Genomic DNA, 16,582 nt, shown 5'->3' with positions numbered 1-16,582 from the left:
CGAAAACCAATTTCTAGTGATATGCAAAGCGTCGGCCGTGACTAGTCGTCGGCTTATCGAAAGCAGGCGGTCAGATTTTCCCCACCAGATCGAGCGACGGCGTCAACGTTTCGGCGCCGGGAGTCCATTTCGCCGGGCAGACTTCGCCAGGATGCGATGCAACGTATTGCGCGGCCTGCACCTTGCGCAGCAGTTCCTTGGCATCGCGGCCAATACCGTTGTCATGCACTTCGTAGAGTTTGATCTGACCTTCGGGGTTGATCACAAAAGTGCCGCGTAATGCCAGCCCTTCTTCCTCGATCAGCACGTCGAAGTTGCGGGCGAGCGTCGCAGTCGGATCCGCGACCAGCGGGTACTTCACCTTCCTGATCGTGTCCGACGTATCGTGCCAGGCTTTATGTGTGAACTGGGTATCCGTGGACACGCCATAGATTTCGACGCCCAGCTTCTGGAACTCGGCATAGTGATCGGCCAGATCTCCGAGTTCGGTCGGGCACACGAATGTGAAGTCGGCCGGATAGAACACTACGACCGACCACTTACCCTTGAAATTCTCTTCACTGACTGGCACAAACTGACCGCCGTGGTACGCGGTTGTCTTGAACGGCTTAACCCGTGTGTTGATGAGAGACATAAATTTTCCTTGATCGATTTGAGGCTGTCGGAAGCAATCAATTAGGCTAGTCGCGCCACGAAACGACGGAACTGATCTTTTCTTGTATGAAATCCGCGCAGAATGAAATGCTGTTCGTCTCGTCACGCGAATGAGCTTTCTGCCACGGGTTTCATGACCACCGTGACGGCTGGTCATCGATCCAAAGGCGCGCCCAGCGAGCCGCATAGGCCAGGGCAAGATCCGACTCAAAGAAGTAGTCGAGTTCGTCGAACACGAAAGCCGGCTTCAACAGCGACACCTCGTCCTGAATGACGAGGTTCGCTGCGAACAATCCACCGGGTAGAGCTTGCGCCGCGGGCGCCACTTCATAACCTTTGTAATGCATGCCCGATTCACCTCCGATACGTGACAGCTAAAAGCAACGAGTCGAGGTTAACCGGCTTACCGGAGCGGGAGAAATAAGCATTTGGCAAATGCAAATCCGTATTCACTCGTCGTTGCATAGATAAAAAAGGAGAGATTCGATAGGGCAACGGTGGGTTTCTCGCGGCGAGGGCCTTGTCAGACCCATCGCTCAAAACCTCATATGCGTATCAGCAGCAGACTCAGCAGGATGTCTTCGGAGAGAAAAAGAACACTGGTGCGATTTTCATCCCGGCAGCGTTCAGGCGCCACGAACAAATCAGCAGATCAATATGCGCTACGGCGCTAAGCCGCCGTGCTTCTATCGATATGCAAAAAAATTGGTTCGACGCAGTCGCCTGATTGCAGACACTCGATATGTTCTCAATCGATCCGCCGACCATCATGAAGGGATTCGGATATCTTTCTCGTCGAACGCTCGACGACGCTACAGAAAACGCGTCGGCGCCAGCTGATTTCCCGCGCGGGTCCGTTAAGCGGGTGGGCACCGTGTTGTTAGTCGGCGCTATTCTGGCGTGCATTCACAGGGAAATTTCGGGTGCGAGCGATGGATCGCTCTTTTCCGCGCTGACGGCCTATGCTAGCGACACCCTGCACCATCTCGTGTCGATCCTGCTCAACCACATCCCATGATCCAATCGGTCGAAGGATGTGAGCAACGGCACGGTCACCAGCCGGGAGCACGATAATGGCCATCGACGCCCAAGGCCTGCCGGTGACAGCGTCGGACGAATCCGTCGTTGCGCTCGACCGCGCCATCTCGGACTGCTTCGGTTGGAAGGGCGATCCTGTTGCCCGCTTGCAGGACGCGGTGGATCAGGATCCTGACTTCGGTCTGGCCAGTAGCGCCATCGCGTCGCTGTTTCTGCTCGGCGGATTTCGCGGCGACTATCCGCGTGTTACAACCGCCCTCGACTCGGCCGAACAGGCCAGCGCCGGCGCGACCCCGCGCGAAATCCGCCATCTCGCTGCCGCGCGGACGTTGGCTGCGGGACGAATCGCCAATGCGATCGATCTGTGGGAGAGCATCCTCGTCGATCATCCGACCGACGCACTGGCATTACGCTTCGCTCACGACGCTTACTTCTGCCTCGGTCAGTCGCTCAGCATCCGGGATTCCATTGCAAGGGTGCTGCCGCATTGGGATCCGCAGGGCGAAAACTACGGCTATGTTCTCGGACAGTATGCGTTCGGCCTGGAGGAAGCGGGCGAACTGCGTCGCGCGGAAAAGGTGGCTCACGCCGCCATTGCCCGCAATGCCGAAGACGGTTGGGCGATTCACGCGGTTGCACATGTGCTGGAGACAGAAAGTCGCCAGGCCGAAGGCATCGCGTTCCTGCAGGCGGCCCACCCAGCCTGGAGCCGCGCTCACGCGCTCGCTGTCCACAATGGCTGGCATCTTGCCCTCTATCTGATCGAGGAAGGACGCTTCGACGAAGTGCTGGCCGACTACGACAAGTATGTTGCACCGAAACTCGCAGGCGACTTCCTGCTCGATCTCGTCGATGCGTCCGCACTGCTCTGGCGACTGGAACTGGCGGGCGCTGACGTCGGAGAGCGCTGGGGCCCGCTCGCCGCCCAATGGCTGACCCATGTCGACGATCACGTGCTGGTATTCAACGATCTGCATATCGCCCTTGCCGTTTCGCGCGCCGGCAACCGGCTGGAACTCGAACGGTTTCGCCGCTCGCTAGAGCGTTATACGCGAGACGGCCGAGGTGACAACTGGAGTGTGACTGCGGAAGTCGGCCGCCGCCTGATCGATGGCGTGCTCGCCTTTGCCGCAGGCGAATACGCGCGAGCCGTGGGCTACTTCTTGCCGGTGCGCTACAACGCGATTCGCATTGGTGGCAGCCACGCGCAGCGCGATCTCATTACGCAGACACTCATTGTTGCCAGTGAACGCGCGGGGCAACTCGGGCTGACCCGCGCACTGCTCGCCGAACGCATCGCGGTGAGGCCGACCGAACGCACCAGACAGCATTACGCGAGCGTCGGCGGGATTGGTGATTATTCTTTTCACGCCATCTGACGGTGTGGGTTCTGAACGATTGCCCGAGCGCCATCACGCTGATCGTCATCCAGGCAGTTGCCCCAACCACGCATGCCCGCATCGAACAGTCGGACTACACATCGAACGTGATGAACTGCGCTGACGTCCACACCTTGCTGTCGTCGCGCTGACGCCCGAACACATAGACCGGCCGAAAACCAAAGCCGGCGTTCTGCGGCGCAACCTCGAAACTGCCCGCCAGATCCACGGGGAGCGGCTTGTCCGTCAAACGCTCGACAGCGAGGAACAGTTCGGTGCCACCGAGTTCATGCCGCGCCGCGCCGTTTGCAAGCAACTCCGCCCCGCTGATTTCCCAGCGAAACGTCGGGGCATGCGCAAACGGATTGCCCTGCAGCGGATCACCCACTTTAACGAAACCGTCGATCGTGCCTTCGATCACGATGCGCGCCTGGCCGAGATTGCTCACATCGATCTCGATACTGTCGGCGTCGCCGTAGGTATCGCTACGAAACTCAATGTCGGTTGCGCCCGTGCGCCACGCCGCCTCTTCCAGGTGCTCGAAGCCTGCGGCGCCAAAATTGTTGATGGTGCCGTTGATTATGCGAATGCGCCCTTGCCAGGACGCCCAACGATATCGATCGCGAATCCGCGCACCGCCCCAGCGGATCCGGATCAGGCGCTCGGCATAGCCGAGTTCTTCATGAAGATTGCGCTCGGCGAGCAGGCCGTTATGATCGAACGCGGCGACATACTCCCAGCCCGCACGGCCGAGCAAACGATAATCAAGCGATGCCGGTCCACGGTGCGTGAAGGCATCGCCCTGCCAGTGCTCGCCGCAGCGAACCAGCGCCGCGCTATGCTCGCCGGTGGTGGCCCACGTGCGGCGGGCACGCAGAGCCTCACCGACCGAGCGCCGGTCGAGTGAATCGGACAACACGCCAGTCAAGCCGCCGTGCACGCCAAACACGCTGACGCCAGGCGCACCGCCGCCGGGCCGGCCGCGATGTTCGTCACCGCTCGCCGCCACGCCGAGCTGATAGCCACGTGCAATCACGTCGCGATAGAGCCAGTCGAAATGGCCCCACGTCGAAGCGATTTCGACGAGCCGTTCCAGTCCCGGATGATGCCAGTCAGGGATATAACGGCGGCCGCCCACGTGAGGCATCACCAGATGATGCGCAGCATCGTCCACGTAGGCGTCCCACAGTTCGTCCACCGGCCAGCGGCCCAGTTCGACCGCCGCGCCCTTCATGTCCTCGTTCCACACCAGCGTGCGGTTGTGTTCGCCACGCGCGTTGTACGGGAAACCGGGCCGCTCGTCGCCGAGAAAAACCACATTGTGGTCGCCACCTGCCGTCGAACTGCCGCACCATTCCTGCACCGGATAAACAACGAAACGCCCGGCTTCGTTGAACTGCTCGACGGTTTCGACACCCAGTTGCCAGTTCTCGTCGGTGATCTGGAAATCGTTGGCCGTGTAGCCGAGTACGTCGATGCCGCCGATGTCGCGGGCATACGCCGCGTTATAGGCCGGACTGTTCGTCCCTACTGTGTCGTGGGCGTGAACATGCAAGTCGGCGTACAACGAACGCGCAACCGGCAGTGCGGCATCCACCGTCAGGAACGCCTCTGCCGCACGGACGTCACGCAGCGACGGGACATCCGCCACGATACGCAGGCTGCCGGGCGAAGTCGGCAAGTCGTTCAGCGCGACGCTCGCCCAGCCTTCGGCGGGCAGCGGCAGCGCCCGTTCATAGACGATGCGTTCGCGCTCGTCATAGGCCCGCACGCACAAGTCGCCGCCGACATCGCGACAGGCATTGCCCCACCGGTCCTGCAACGACAGCCGGAACGGCGTGGGCTGTCCAGGCTGTACGAAACGCGGCCCATTGAGCAGCACTTGAGCCGGCGCACCGGCACGGATATCGATCACCACATCGCCCGGCACCGCGACGAAACGCGAAGTGCCGAGCGGGTCGACGTAAAGGCGGAATCGGAACTGATCCTCGACGAAGGTCTGAACACGCGTGCCCGGACCGCGCCGCCGATCGCCCAGTCTGATCACAATGTGGTCGCCGGCGTTCAGGTAACCGTCGGCGACATCCACAATGACGGCCTTCTGGAACGGCCGCTCATGACCCTTCTGATCGAAGCGTACGTTCAGCGACTGGACCGTCGCGGGGCTTTGACCCGGGACGAGCGGCGCCGCATGATATTCCGCGCTGATGTAATTGGCCGCGGCCGGGTCGCTGGTCTGAAACAGCGCCCAATCCGAATAAAACTTGAAGGTCGCCTTCAGCCAGGCACCATCGGCAATGCCGGACTGGCCCACTTCATAGTCGAGTACGATTTCGCTCCAACTGCCCGCTTCGAGTTGTGTCACATTGCAACTCACCCGTCCGGCGAACGGCAGCGCCTTGTGACGCTCGTACAAACCGGCTGGCGCAACATGCGGGCCGAGCCGCTTGCGAAGCGCGGCGCCCCGGGCGGCGAGCCTTGCCTCAAGGCTTTCGTGTTCCTGGTTCATTGGGTGTTCTCTTAATCGAAGAATGCGGTAAAGAGTGGCGCGATCAATGCGCGAACGGCCAGGGCGCAGCGGGATTCCAGATCGGGATGCCCTGCCAGGCGTACCACGGGGCCATCACGCAGATGCCGTAGGCGATCGCGATCAACACGGACACCACGCCCACTTTCGCGTAGTCCGAGGTCGTGAAGGCTCCGCTGCTGTAGGCGATCACACCCGCTGTGATTTGCGTGGGCAGCAGGTAGGCGAAGCTGTCGGTATCGCTGATCAGCAACGTGAAGGCCACTGGATGCAGGCCGAGACGCGGCGCCAACGCGAGCGCGATCGGCGCGATCATGGTCACGGCCGCGACGTTCGACAGCATGCCGATCCGGATCACATGCGTGCCGATCATCACGATCGCCAGCGTCAACCACCAGCCATAGCCGTGAGCGAGCGTGTAGATGTGATCGGCGGCCCACTGCGCGAGTCCCGAATCGCTGATCGCCGAGGACAGCGACAGCGCACCGCCGAGCAGAAACAGCGTGCCCCAGATGGTGCGCTCCTGAATCTCCTTCCAGCCCGAACGCAGCACGCCAGGTGCGAACATCAGCGCAAGCGCGATCAACGCGACGATTTCCGATTGCAGGTGGTGCAGCGATTCGGTGGCCCACATGACTGCAACGAAACCGAAGACCGCGAGCACCAACCAGTCCTGGCGCGCCACCGGCGGCAGCGTGCGGCGCGCGTCGACGATCGCCTGACGGCCGCCGGGCACCGGCACGCCGCGCGATTTGAAGTAGCGCTGCACCCAGAACTGCGTCAGCACGAACATGCCGAGGTACGGCCACTGCAGCCGGAACCACGTGAAATACGAAATCCGTATGCCTAACTGCTTCTCCAGCAGACCGGAGACAACCATGTTCGGCAGATGCGCGGTGAGAATGCACATGCCGCTGATCATGGAGCCGTAGACCAGTGTCTGGATCACAATGGCTTTTCTGGCACTCCGCTCGCGGGTGCTATCGCCGAACAGCGCGACAATGCCGTTGGTCACCGGCAGCAACGCGGCCGCACGGGCATTGGCAGCCGGCACCACCAGTGACATCACGAAGTTGACGACGAACATCGCCCAGATCACGCCGTTGGCCGAGCGCACCTTGAGTTTGTCGAGCAACACCAGCGCGATGCGGCGATCGAGCCCCGCGGCCTGCATGATTGCGGAAAACAGGAACGCCGCAAGACACAGGAACACGACCGGCGCGGCAAAACCGCTCGCGGCTTTAGGGAACGGCGTGACCGCGTGCGACAACACGAGCAGCATCGGCAAAAGAATGCCGCTGACGCCAACTGGAATCGCCTCGCTGATCCACACGATCGCCACCCACGCGACCACGGCCAGGGTGGCCCTGCCGTGCGGTGTCAGACCCTGCGGTGCGGGCAGCACCCAGGCGATAACGACGAAGCACAGCCACGCGAGCAGAAATCCCGCACGAGCCTTCAACAGACTCCCACGCGCTGACGGATGAGCCGTCGCAGCGTGACTCTCCTGCGGCCTCGCGGCTGGACCTACACTTGCGACCGATGCATAGCCCGATGTGTCGTTTGCCACTTCCCCACTCCCATGATGCGGCCAGGATTCGTCCGTATGCGGACCCGACGTGCCGGAAAGTTGGCATAATACGTATTAATACAAGTTGTCGATCGAAGCACTTCTCATATCCTTATACGAAGAATCGCTTAGCCGCGACACCGATCCATGGCAGTGCCGGGGCACGCCGCGAAAGGGAAACACCGAACATGACTTTGGTCCGTGAGAACGTCACGTCGCTTTACGATCAGATTGCCGGCACATTGCGCGGCGAGATAGAGAACGGCAGCTACGAGCCTTCCGGCAAGCTGCCGTCGGAGGCGGAACTCAGCGAGCGCTTCGGCGTGAGCCGCGTGACCGTGCGTCTGGCCATCGGCAAGCTGGCGGACGAAAAGCTGGTGGAGCGGAAACAGGGCAAGGGCACCTTTGCCAGCGGCAAGCGCATGCAGCATCGGCTGGACGTGTTGCGGGGCTTTTACGATTCGCTGGCGCGCCAGGGCGCCGAGCCGCAAATGAAGCTCCTGCGCATGCAGCCCGGCAAGAAGCTGCCGCCCGACATGGCCGGTGTATTCGCGAGCGAGGTGAAACACGCGGTCTACCTCGAACGGCTGCATTCCGTGGACGGCGTGAGCGTCGCGCTCGCGCAGACGTGGTTGCTGCCGGAAGCGGAAACGATCTCCGAACAGCTCGCGCAAACGCGGCCTTCGTACGAGATCATCGAATCGTTACCGGGATGGAAAATCGCTCGCGCCGACATGAGCATTACCGCCGTGGCGGCGTCGGCAGCCATCGCGCGTAGTCTTCAAACGCCTGAACACTCACCGCTGCTGGTGATGAAACGTATTTCACGTCTCACGGATGGACGTGTCTGCGAGTCGACGCTATTTCATATCCGGCCGGAACGGTATGAGTTCGTCGTGAGCAGCGCGATGAACGGCGAGTTGAGTGCGCGGACGGTGGAGCACTCGAGTCCCAAGTAGGATTGATCGCGCCGACGTGTCGATGACGATCACGCCTTTGATCACGTCCCCGCCACATCAAAACGATCCGTTGAATGGCCTCAGATCGATTTCCTGCGACCACGCGCTGCGCCTCTGCTGATGGAGATGCCAGTACGCGTCAGCGATATCGTCGGGGTTGAGCAGTCCGTCCGGGCCGCGTTCGGCCACTCGCTGCGGTGCGGACGTGCGCAAGCGTTCGCCGTCGATGCCGCCGTCCACCACCACATGCGCCACATGGATATTTTGCGGCCCGAACTCGCGCGCAAGACTCTGCGCGAGCGACCGCAGGCCGGCCTTGGCGGAAGCGAATGCGGCAAACGGTGGGCGGCCACGCAGCGAAGCCGTCGCGCCAGTGAACAGCAATGAACCTCGCCCGGCTGCCAGCAACGGCTGCAATGCCGCGCGAGCGAACAGAAAGCCGCCGAGCGTCGTGACGCGCCAGGCCGCCTCGAACTGCGCGGCGCTCAACTCGAGCGTCGGCGCGCGCGTTGCGCCAGCGGCGTTGAAAATGGCGGCTTCGAGCGTGCCGATTTCGGCCAGTTGCCGCGCAATATCGGCGAGATCGCTCTCGCTCGTGACATCGCCGGGCAATGCAAGCGCACGACCGCCCGTGCTGTGAATTTCGTCGACGATTGCATCGAGCCGCTCGCGCGAGCGGCCTGTCACGACGACGTATAAACCCTCGCGAGCGAAACGGCGCGCGAGCGCCGCCCCTAGTCCGGCACTCGCGCCCACTCCGGCAATCCACGCGAGTCGGGAGTTCGTTTCGTTTGTCCTGATAGCCTCGGTCATTGGGTTCTCCGTTGCATCGTTGCCGCGGCTCGCGACATGTGGCCGCGATAGGTCTACGCGTCTACTTCACGCAGCGTACGCGAGCGTTACTGAGAATAGAAATAGCGGATCGCGGTAAGTTAAACGGCGGCGCGCCATTTCGCGTCCGCTACGACTAGCTTCTTCGGAATCAGCTTCAATTCGGTGAAGGTGTCCGCGATCTGTTGCTGGTAGTCGAGCGTGGCTGCATCGATCGGCTGCACGCCATAACTTGCGCGATTCAATGCCACTTCGAGCGTCGGCGCGTCGAGGCCGATGAGCGGCGACAACTGACTGGCGACAGCAGGAATATTGTCGCGCCCCCATCGATCGACCTGATCGAGTTCGGCGAGCAGTTCTCGCAGCAGTTGAGGCTGTGCATCGGCGAACTTGCGCGCAGCGAGATAGTACTGCGTGTTACGCACGAGACCTTCGCCATTGGCGATCACCCGCGCATTCGCCTGCCGTTCGATCGCGGCCAGATACGGATCCCATATCACCCAGGCGTCGATGCTCTTCTGAACAAATGCCGCACGCGCGTCCGCCGGTGTCAGAAAAACCGGCTGGATGTCGGCATACGAGAGACCCGCATGCTGCAGGGCCTTGACCAGCAGAAAATGCACATTCGAGCCGCGGTTCAGCCCAACCTTCTTGCCGCGCAAATCGGCGACTGCGCGAATCGGCGAATCATGCTGCACGACGATCGCCTCGCCCTTGGGCGCCGGCGGCTCGTTGCCGATGTAGACAAAGTCGACACCCGCGGCCTGCGCAAAGATCGGCGGCGTTTCGCCGACTGTCCCGACATCCACAGCGCCCGCATTCAAGCCTTCGAGAAGCTGCGGTCCAGCCGGGAATTCAAGCCATTGCACCGACGCGCCCTGCGCGGCGAGGCGCTTTTCGAGCGTGCCGCGCGCTTTCAGAACCACGAAGTTGCCGTATTTCTGAAAGCCGATGCGCAAAGTTTTGCCCGAGGATTGCGTTTGAGCCTGCGCCCGCTGCGCGGTGAAGAGCGCGCCGGCGGCGAAGGTCGCTGCACCCGCCGCGGCGGCCTTTAGCAGCGTGCGCCGGCGTGCGTCGGTCAGGTCGATGCCTGCCAGATTGTCCGCGGAGTCCGCAGGGGCCGAATAGTCCGGTGTGTCGCGAGAAGCCATGAGCCTGCCAGATTGATGAATTGAGTGAGCGGAATACTGGATAGTTTGAAAATAACGGGCAGCGCGGCGTACGGCAACCAATGAAAGGTCATAAGGTTATGATTCCGCTGCAAGTACGTCGCGGGTACGCATCAGCGCGTTCGCGCCGACAGAACATGTCGTGCGCCTTCGTCGAGCAAAGCGCGCACAACGTGTTTAGCGCCAATCAGCGGGTTTGGAGAAGCCAGGAAAGCGCTCGTCAATTACACGCTTGAATTCGGCTGACCGATACGCGTTAGCGATATCGATCACATAGGGCTTATGCAGATCCGCCGTGCGAGCCGCGACCAGATTCAGGTCAGCCTTGCGAACACATCCCAGCAAATAATCCACCGTAAGCGGCGCAGTCAACAAACCGACATCAACCTCAATTCATTGCTGAATATACAGATCAGCAAAATTTCCCCTTAATCCCTCGCCAGTCGGCGCATAGTCTTTGACCTTCTTCGAAACAATAGCGATATTCGGATTCGCGCCAAACTCGATCGACGGAACGTCATCATGCACGATCTGCTGGAACTGAATGAATAGCTGACGTCGCTTCGCCTCATCGGTCTCCACCGAGGCGGCCTCAAGCAACCGATCCACTTCAGGATTCGAATAGTGTGCCGCATTGGAGAACGGCAACCCAATCTTGAAGTTCTTCGACCAGAACACGCGCTGCACGCCCACGGTCGGATCGAACACGTTTGCGAGCGCTTCGAGCGTAATGTCGAAAGCGCGATCCGTGTAGGCCTTCTTCACGTAAGTCGCGAAATCATAGCTTTCGATCTCGCCGTCTATCCCGATGCGCGCCAGGGACTGGCGGACAAAATCAGCGGCCCGCGGATCCTGGAACGGATTGAAGAGTAACCGTAGCTTGAACCGCTTTCCGTCCGCGCCACGTTTCAACCCGGCTGCATCCAGCTCAGCATTGGCCTGAGCGATGTCATACGGAAAGTAATGGATGTCGGCGTCGTGATACTTCGTGTTAGCCACGCCGATGGCTGCGGCGGAAACTTGACCGTAGTTATACCAAACGACGCGGTTCAACGCGTTGACGTCGATCGCCTGCGATATCGCCTTACGCACGGCCTTGTCTTTGAGAACCGGCGTGTCCAGATTGAAGATCAACTGTTGATGGTTGCTCACGTACGGCCAATTGGTCGTATCCACACTGAAGTTGGGCAGCGCTGCAAACCGCTTGACGTCCGACAGCGGGATTGCCTGGTCGCCAAGATTGGCTGCACCCGATTCGAGCGCGGCGGCCCGAGCCGCACCATCAGGAAGGAAGCGCACGATGATCTTGTCGACGTACGGCTTGGGCTTGTCCCAATAGTCCGGATTGCGTTCCAGAAGAATATAGCTGCCGTGCACAAACGACTTATAAACGAAGGGGCCTGTGCCGACCGGCGCGCTGTTGTACGGGTTGGACACGATGTCTGTTCCCTCGTACAGATGCTTGGGGATGATCGGTGACTCGGAACCCGAAAGCGCGGTAATCAGAAACGGCGCCGGCTTCGACAACTCAATGATCGCGGTGTAGGGATCAGGGGTCCTGACGTCGGTCACGTTCGCGAACGTGCTTCGGCCACGCGGATGAACCTGCTTGAGCGTCAGAATCGAAAAGGCAACGTCGGCGGAAGTGAACGGCTTGCCGTCGTGCCACTTCACGCCGCGACGCAACGTGAAACGGTATTGAAGCCCGTCCCTGCTGACCGACCATGCGCTAGCCAGCAAAGGTTGAGGATTGAGATCCTTGTCGTAAGTCAGTAAGCCTTCGACCACTTTCGGGCCGATCTCCGCATTGCCCCCGGCGGTAGTGGTCAACGGAATGATCGACGCCGGTTCCGGCGTGACGAGCCATGTCAGGGTTCCGCCATGATTCGGCGCCGCCAGAGCGGGTGCAGGGCCGGCGCCGATCAGAGTGAAAGCGATCAACGCGGCGAACAGGGTTCCGCGCAGTCCGTTTTGCGTGCTCATAACAATCCTCTTTATTATTGAATAGCGGATAGTAAGGGTCGCTGAAAGGAACGGAAAACAAGCAAAAGTGATTAGCTTTGCATCGTTGCTTAACGCCATTCAAGAGGACAGCGGACACCACGGGCAGCAATAAAACTCAAGGAGCGCCGTGCTTTGCCTCCGCCGTGCTCGCATGCCTCAATTCACCCACGATCGTCTGCGGGTTCTTCAGCAGATTGAAGATAGGGCAGACCGCTTCGACTGCCTCATGCAACGCGCGGATTGCTTCGGGCGCCTCGGGCGAAACGATGTCTAGCGTGTAACGAATGTTGTGCGGAAAGATCGGCACATGTTCGAAGCCAGGCTGCTGTGCGAGCGGATGCTGCTCGCCGGTCACCTCGACGTCGATGGAGTCGATCCGCAATTCCCGCTCCGCAGCCTGGATCAGCGTGATGTGCGTGATGCAGCTTCCCAAAACCCCGAGTTGCAGTTCGGGCGACGCCGGACCGAGGTTGTAGCCCGCAAAATCCGCTGGACTATCGCTGATCACCTGAAAGTCACGGATGCGGATTTCACGTACGCCGCTGCGGCCCAATGCACGCACGTTGGCCTTCAACTGGTTTGCCTTGATATCCGGATCTTTGCGTGCTGCCTCGCGTTTGGCGAGCCAGGCCACGCGCTTTTGTACCAGATACTCGTTGAGAGTCGTCATAGTTCGATGGTTCAATTAAAGGGCGAGGTGATATCGATGGAGTGCGCGCCGGAAAGGCCAGCGGCTTCGGCTTCGCACGACAAGGTAGCAAACCCGTTCACGGGAATGAACCAAGCGATTCTGCTTTGCATAAGTCGACGCTTCATTTCCCGCCTGAGGCCCCTAACTTTCCCGCTCGTTCAATGCCCTTCTCCTCCCGCAGATCAGATAAGAATAGCTACATTCATTGGTTGTCCACGATGTTTAATACCTGATAACTTCTGCTGCCTACCGAGGCGGATACCCTGCGCTGCTTCGGAAAAGGTTTTGCATGTCGAAGCATCGGACATGTCCGCGAAGATCGCAGCAACGCCCGTCCGACAGACACCCCTCGTCCAATCCTAGTCCTGAATAGATCGCCCTTGAGCCATTGATGAGCGCCCACGCTTCAGACATTGCGTTTTCCGGAAACGCCCCAGTTACACCGCGCAAGTACTCCGCGGCACATATCATCGGCTCGGACGACGAGGCGATTCGCGTAGCGCAGGAGTTGGCCGCACGCTTCGCAATCGACGCCGCCCGGCGCGATAGCGAACGAATCTTGCCCTATGAAGAGATTAACGCCTGCTCGGCTGCCGGCCTGTGGGCGATAACCATACCCGCTGCTTACGGCGGCGCGCAGGTTTCCTACGCAACCGTTGGCCGCGTATTCGCCACCCTCGCGGCAGCCGACCCATCTATCGCGCAGATTCAGCAGAACCACAACAGCGCGGTTTTCTGGCTCTGCAAAACCGGAAACGAACAGCAACGCGCCTTCTTTCTCGGCGAGATTCTGCGCGGCGCGCGCTTTGGCAACGCCAACGTCGATGTCGGTGGACGACTGCCAACGGGCTCGGCAATGACCATTGCGCCGGATGGCGACGGCTTCCGTCTGTCCGGCACCAAGCTCTATTCGACGGGTGCGCTCTTTGCCGACTATGTGTCGACGATCGGCCAGGACGAACAGGGTCGCCGAATCGTCGCAATAGTCCCCGCAGGCCATCCGGGAATGCGAATTCTCGACGACTGGCAGAGTTTCGGCCAGAAAACGACCGCAAGCGGAACCGTCATTTTCGACGACGTATGGGTGCCGGCACTCAACGTACTGCCGATCTATCGAAGCTACGCGGAATGGCCGCAGAATGCGGTCACCCAGATAAGCCACGTGGGCATCGATGCTGGCATTGCGCGCGCGGCCGTCGACGCGGCGATCTCATTCATCCGCGATCGCGATGCAGCTTCACTGTCGAGCGGCATACCGCCAATCGGCGCTGACCCGTATGTAATTTTCCAGCTTGGCGAGTTGAAAACAAGGCTGCACGCGGCCGAAGCGATGATGGATCGCGCCGGCCGCGAGATCGACCGTTGTCTCGCCAATCCTGGGCTCGACACGATTGCCGAGGCCTCGATCGCCGTGGCGGAAGCCAAGGCGTTGACGACGGAAATTGCCGTTGAAGCCAGCAACAAGCTATTCGAGTTAGCTGGCACCCGTTCGACGCATCCGTCATTCAATCTCGACCGGCATTGGCGCAACGCACGCGTTCACACGCTACATGATCCTGTTCGCTGGAAATACGCGGCGGTCGGCAACTTCTATCTTAACGGTGTGCGACCGGCGACCTCCGGGCAGACGTAAGCCCACGCGAAACTGCTCGCGCGCCTCAGGTCGCTATTCCATCAACCGGTACCGGTCACCAATCGCCGCCAGAATTTGTGCTCAGGAGATATCCGCATGCCCGGACGTCGTCGATTTCTTGCTGCTGGAGTCGCAGCGCTTGCCGGTTCGACTTTCATCACCCCAATGACAAGCGCGCTCGCGACAGAGCCCGACACGATCACGCTTGGCTTCCAGAAAACCGGTATTCCGCTCGTCGCAAAGCAGCTCAAAGTGTTTGAGACGCGCTTCGAGCCGCGCGGCTTACGCGTCAAATGGATCGAGTTTCCGTCGGGTCTCACGTTACTGCAGGCGCTCGACTTGGGTGCGATCTCCTTCGGCAACTCCGGTAATGTGGGCTGCATTTTCCTGCAAGCCGGGGGCGGCCATATCGACTACATAGCGGCTCAACCCTCGGGGCCGAAAAGCGAAGGCATTCTCGTCAGGGCGGATTCCGGCATCCACAATCTTGCTGATCTTCGCGGCAGGAAAGTGGGCTACGCAAAAGGTTCGAGCTCCCATGATCTGATCGCGGCGGCGCTGGAGCAGTCCGGTGTGAAACTGTCGGAGATCAATACCATTTCCCTTGGCGCCGCGGACGCCGCATTTGCCTATGAAGGCGGCAATATCGACGCGTGGGTGATCTGGGATCCCTACTTTACGATCGCGCAAAGACATACACCTTCGCGCGTTCTGGCATACAGCGGCGATGTGAAACCGAGTTCGGGGTTCCTGCTGGCGAACAGCACGTTTGCCGCAGCGCATCCGGACCTTGTGCGCGAATACATCGACGGCTCGAAAGAGGCGGCCGAATGGGCAAAGTCTCATCCGGCTGAGGTCACCACCACGCTTTCGGTCGCCACCGGCATCTCGCCCGACGTCATGGCGGCGGTAAACAGGAATGCGAGTTTCGACGTAACAGCACTGAACGCGTCGCTACTCGACGCGCAACAGAACACCGCAGACCGGCTCTTCGCTCTAGGCCTCATTCCCAGGAAGGTCAATGTGCGCGACATCGTCTGGAAGGCTCAATCATGACAGGTTAAAACCTGATCAGGACATATGACGCCGGCTTAGGAGAAAAAACCATAAGCATATGGAACAACGAAGATTAAATAAGGATGAATATCCGCGTTGTACCGCATTCACGCGGAGATACAATCCGTACGCAGTACGTTAAATTTCGATTCGATTTCCAAATATCAATTGTCAATTCATCCCTTGTAGTCCATGTGTCAACTCTTTGCGCTTAATGCGGCCGAGCCTACCGACATCACCTTTTCCTTCACGGGCTTCGCGGCGCGCGGTGGTTTGACGGACGACCACGTGGACGGTTGGGGCATCGCGTTTTATGAGGGAAAGGGATGTCGCCTGTTTGCCGATGACCGCCCGGCATACACCTCTCCGATCGCCGCATTCGTCAAGGCGCACCCGGTGAAGTCGCGCAATGTTGTCGCTCATATTCGCAAGGCAACGCAGGGCCGCCCGAGCGTGGAGAACTGCCATCCATTCATGCGTGAATTATCGGGCTCGCAATGGGTCTTTGCGCACAACGGCGACCTCAATGCATTTGAGCCGTTAGCGGCGGGACCGTTTTCGCCCGTCGGAACCACGGATAGCGAAGCTGTTTTCTGCAGCATGATGAATACATTGGCGGCACGCTTTCGTGGCGCTGCGATCCAGTTCGACGCCGTGTTCGACGCACTTATCGCGATCGTAGAAGGCCTCAATCCGAAAGGAACGTTCAATTTCCTGCTGTCCAACGGCGAGGTGCAGTTCGCCTACTGCTCAACGCGGCTCGCGTATGTGACGCGAACGTGGCCATTCACCAGCGCACGACTCGTCGATGCGGATCTGTCGATCGATTTTGCTGAGCGGGGCAAACCGGAAGATTGCACCACGGTGATCGCGACTACGCCGTTGACGGACGAAGAGTGGATCATCTGCCGCCCGGGCGACCTCCTGATGTTCTCACGCGGCACATTGCAGCGACAAGCCTTTATCCCGGTTCCAGAACACATTAGTGCATCGGCGCCAGGGGCAGCGCACGAGGCGTCATGCCCAACGGCCGATTGCGTTCTGGCGACGCTGCCCTGAAACAACGCGCGG

Annotated in this window: 14 protein-coding genes; 6 read left to right on the top strand and 8 right to left on the bottom strand. The window is 60.1% G+C overall.

What is annotated here, in order from left to right:
- Positions 1-70 precede the first annotated feature (70 nt).
- A complete protein-coding gene (gene ahpC / locus HF916_RS19790; RefSeq protein WP_168790544.1) occupies positions 71-634 on the bottom strand; it encodes an alkyl hydroperoxide reductase subunit C in 564 nt (187 codons plus the stop codon).
- Between the two features lie 151 nt (positions 635-785).
- Positions 786-1,001, bottom strand: a complete 216-nt coding sequence (locus HF916_RS19785) for a hypothetical protein (protein WP_168790543.1) — start codon at positions 999-1,001, stop codon at positions 786-788.
- Positions 1,002-1,381: 380 nt separating this feature from the next.
- Between HF916_RS19785 and HF916_RS19780 the strand changes: the two genes are divergently transcribed.
- Positions 1,382-1,672, top strand: a complete 291-nt coding sequence (locus tag HF916_RS19780; RefSeq protein WP_206001918.1) for a hypothetical protein — start codon at positions 1,382-1,384, stop codon at positions 1,670-1,672.
- A 55-nt stretch (positions 1,673-1,727) separates the two neighbouring features.
- Entirely contained in the window at positions 1,728-3,071 is a 1,344-nt protein-coding gene (locus HF916_RS19775; RefSeq protein WP_168790541.1) for a tetratricopeptide repeat protein, read from the top strand.
- A 94-nt stretch (positions 3,072-3,165) separates the two neighbouring features.
- On the opposite strand, the gene HF916_RS19770 is transcribed toward HF916_RS19775, so the two are convergent.
- Both HF916_RS19770 and HF916_RS19765 read right to left on the bottom strand, forming a co-directional pair.
- Positions 3,166-5,580 carry a hypothetical protein gene (locus tag HF916_RS19770; protein ID WP_168790540.1) on the bottom strand — a complete coding sequence of 805 codons (2,415 nt, stop codon included), beginning with the start codon at positions 5,578-5,580 and terminating at the stop codon, positions 3,166-3,168.
- A 43-nt stretch (positions 5,581-5,623) separates the two neighbouring features.
- Positions 5,624-7,168, bottom strand: coding sequence for an SLC13 family permease (locus tag HF916_RS19765; RefSeq protein WP_240975600.1), 1,545 nt, complete (start codon positions 7,166-7,168; stop codon positions 5,624-5,626).
- A 188-nt stretch (positions 7,169-7,356) separates the two neighbouring features.
- On the opposite strand from HF916_RS19765, the gene HF916_RS19760 reads away from it, so the two are divergent.
- Complete coding sequence (locus HF916_RS19760; RefSeq protein WP_168790539.1) at positions 7,357-8,127, top strand: GntR family transcriptional regulator; 771 nt, start codon at positions 7,357-7,359, stop codon at positions 8,125-8,127.
- Positions 8,128-8,184: 57 nt separating this feature from the next.
- On the opposite strand, the gene HF916_RS19755 is transcribed toward HF916_RS19760, so the two are convergent.
- From HF916_RS19755 to HF916_RS19740, 4 genes are all read right to left on the bottom strand, one after another.
- Positions 8,185-8,940 (bottom strand): SDR family NAD(P)-dependent oxidoreductase, encoded by a 756-nt coding sequence (locus tag HF916_RS19755; RefSeq protein ID WP_168790538.1) that lies wholly within the window; start codon positions 8,938-8,940, stop codon positions 8,185-8,187.
- Positions 8,941-9,059: 119 nt separating this feature from the next.
- Positions 9,060-10,109 (bottom strand): sulfonate ABC transporter substrate-binding protein, encoded by a 1,050-nt coding sequence (locus tag HF916_RS19750; protein ID WP_168790537.1) that lies wholly within the window; start codon positions 10,107-10,109, stop codon positions 9,060-9,062.
- Between the two features lie 411 nt (positions 10,110-10,520).
- The gene (locus HF916_RS19745; protein WP_168790536.1) at positions 10,521-12,110 is read right to left on the bottom strand and encodes an ABC transporter substrate-binding protein; all 1,590 of its coding nucleotides are present in this window, start codon (positions 12,108-12,110) and stop codon (positions 10,521-10,523) included.
- A gap of 136 nt (positions 12,111-12,246) precedes the next feature.
- Positions 12,247-12,801, bottom strand: a complete 555-nt coding sequence (locus HF916_RS19740) for an OsmC family protein (protein WP_168790535.1) — start codon at positions 12,799-12,801, stop codon at positions 12,247-12,249.
- A 412-nt stretch (positions 12,802-13,213) separates the two neighbouring features.
- Between HF916_RS19740 and HF916_RS19735 the strand changes: the two genes are divergently transcribed.
- The 3 genes from HF916_RS19735 to HF916_RS19725 all read left to right on the top strand — a co-directional run bounded on the left by HF916_RS19735 (position 13,214) and on the right by HF916_RS19725 (position 16,570).
- Positions 13,214-14,455, top strand: coding sequence for an SfnB family sulfur acquisition oxidoreductase (locus tag HF916_RS19735; protein ID WP_168790534.1), 1,242 nt, complete (start codon positions 13,214-13,216; stop codon positions 14,453-14,455).
- 96 nt (positions 14,456-14,551) lie between these two features.
- Complete coding sequence (locus HF916_RS19730) at positions 14,552-15,511, top strand: aliphatic sulfonate ABC transporter substrate-binding protein (protein WP_168790533.1); 960 nt, start codon at positions 14,552-14,554, stop codon at positions 15,509-15,511.
- A 192-nt stretch (positions 15,512-15,703) separates the two neighbouring features.
- A complete protein-coding gene (locus HF916_RS19725; protein ID WP_168790532.1) occupies positions 15,704-16,570 on the top strand; it encodes a class II glutamine amidotransferase in 867 nt (288 codons plus the stop codon).
- Positions 16,571-16,582: the final 12 nt, after the last annotated feature.

Source organism: Paraburkholderia aromaticivorans (assembly GCF_012689525.1).
Taxonomy (GTDB): Bacteria; Pseudomonadota; Gammaproteobacteria; order Burkholderiales; family Burkholderiaceae; genus Paraburkholderia; species Paraburkholderia aromaticivorans_A.
The sequence above is the reverse complement of the archived record's forward strand: the minus strand, read 5'-3'. Positions and strand labels throughout refer to the sequence as shown.

Bases quoted from the DNA above. Each gene is read 5' to 3' on its own strand.
- ahpC (WP_168790544.1), bottom strand. From the start codon at position 634: ATGTCTCTCATCAACACACGGGTTAAGCCGTTCAAGACAACCGCGTAC.
- HF916_RS19785 (WP_168790543.1), bottom strand. From the start codon at position 1,001: ATGCATTACAAAGGTTATGAAGTGGCGCCCGCGGCGCAAGCTCTACCC.
- HF916_RS19775 (WP_168790541.1), top strand. From the start codon at position 1,728: ATGGCCATCGACGCCCAAGGCCTGCCGGTGACAGCGTCGGACGAATCC.
- HF916_RS19770 (WP_168790540.1), bottom strand. From the start codon at position 5,580: ATGAACCAGGAACACGAAAGCCTTGAGGCAAGGCTCGCCGCCCGGGGC.
- HF916_RS19760 (WP_168790539.1), top strand. From the start codon at position 7,357: ATGACTTTGGTCCGTGAGAACGTCACGTCGCTTTACGATCAGATTGCC.
- HF916_RS19755 (WP_168790538.1), bottom strand. From the start codon at position 8,940: ATGACCGAGGCTATCAGGACAAACGAAACGAACTCCCGACTCGCGTGG.
- HF916_RS19750 (WP_168790537.1), bottom strand. From the start codon at position 10,109: ATGGCTTCTCGCGACACACCGGACTATTCGGCCCCTGCGGACTCCGCG.
- HF916_RS19745 (WP_168790536.1), bottom strand. From the start codon at position 12,110: ATGAGCACGCAAAACGGACTGCGCGGAACCCTGTTCGCCGCGTTGATC.
- HF916_RS19740 (WP_168790535.1), bottom strand. From the start codon at position 12,801: ATGACGACTCTCAACGAGTATCTGGTACAAAAGCGCGTGGCCTGGCTC.
- HF916_RS19735 (WP_168790534.1), top strand. From the start codon at position 13,214: ATGAGCGCCCACGCTTCAGACATTGCGTTTTCCGGAAACGCCCCAGTT.
- HF916_RS19730 (WP_168790533.1), top strand. From the start codon at position 14,552: ATGCCCGGACGTCGTCGATTTCTTGCTGCTGGAGTCGCAGCGCTTGCC.
- HF916_RS19725 (WP_168790532.1), top strand. From the start codon at position 15,704: ATGTGTCAACTCTTTGCGCTTAATGCGGCCGAGCCTACCGACATCACC.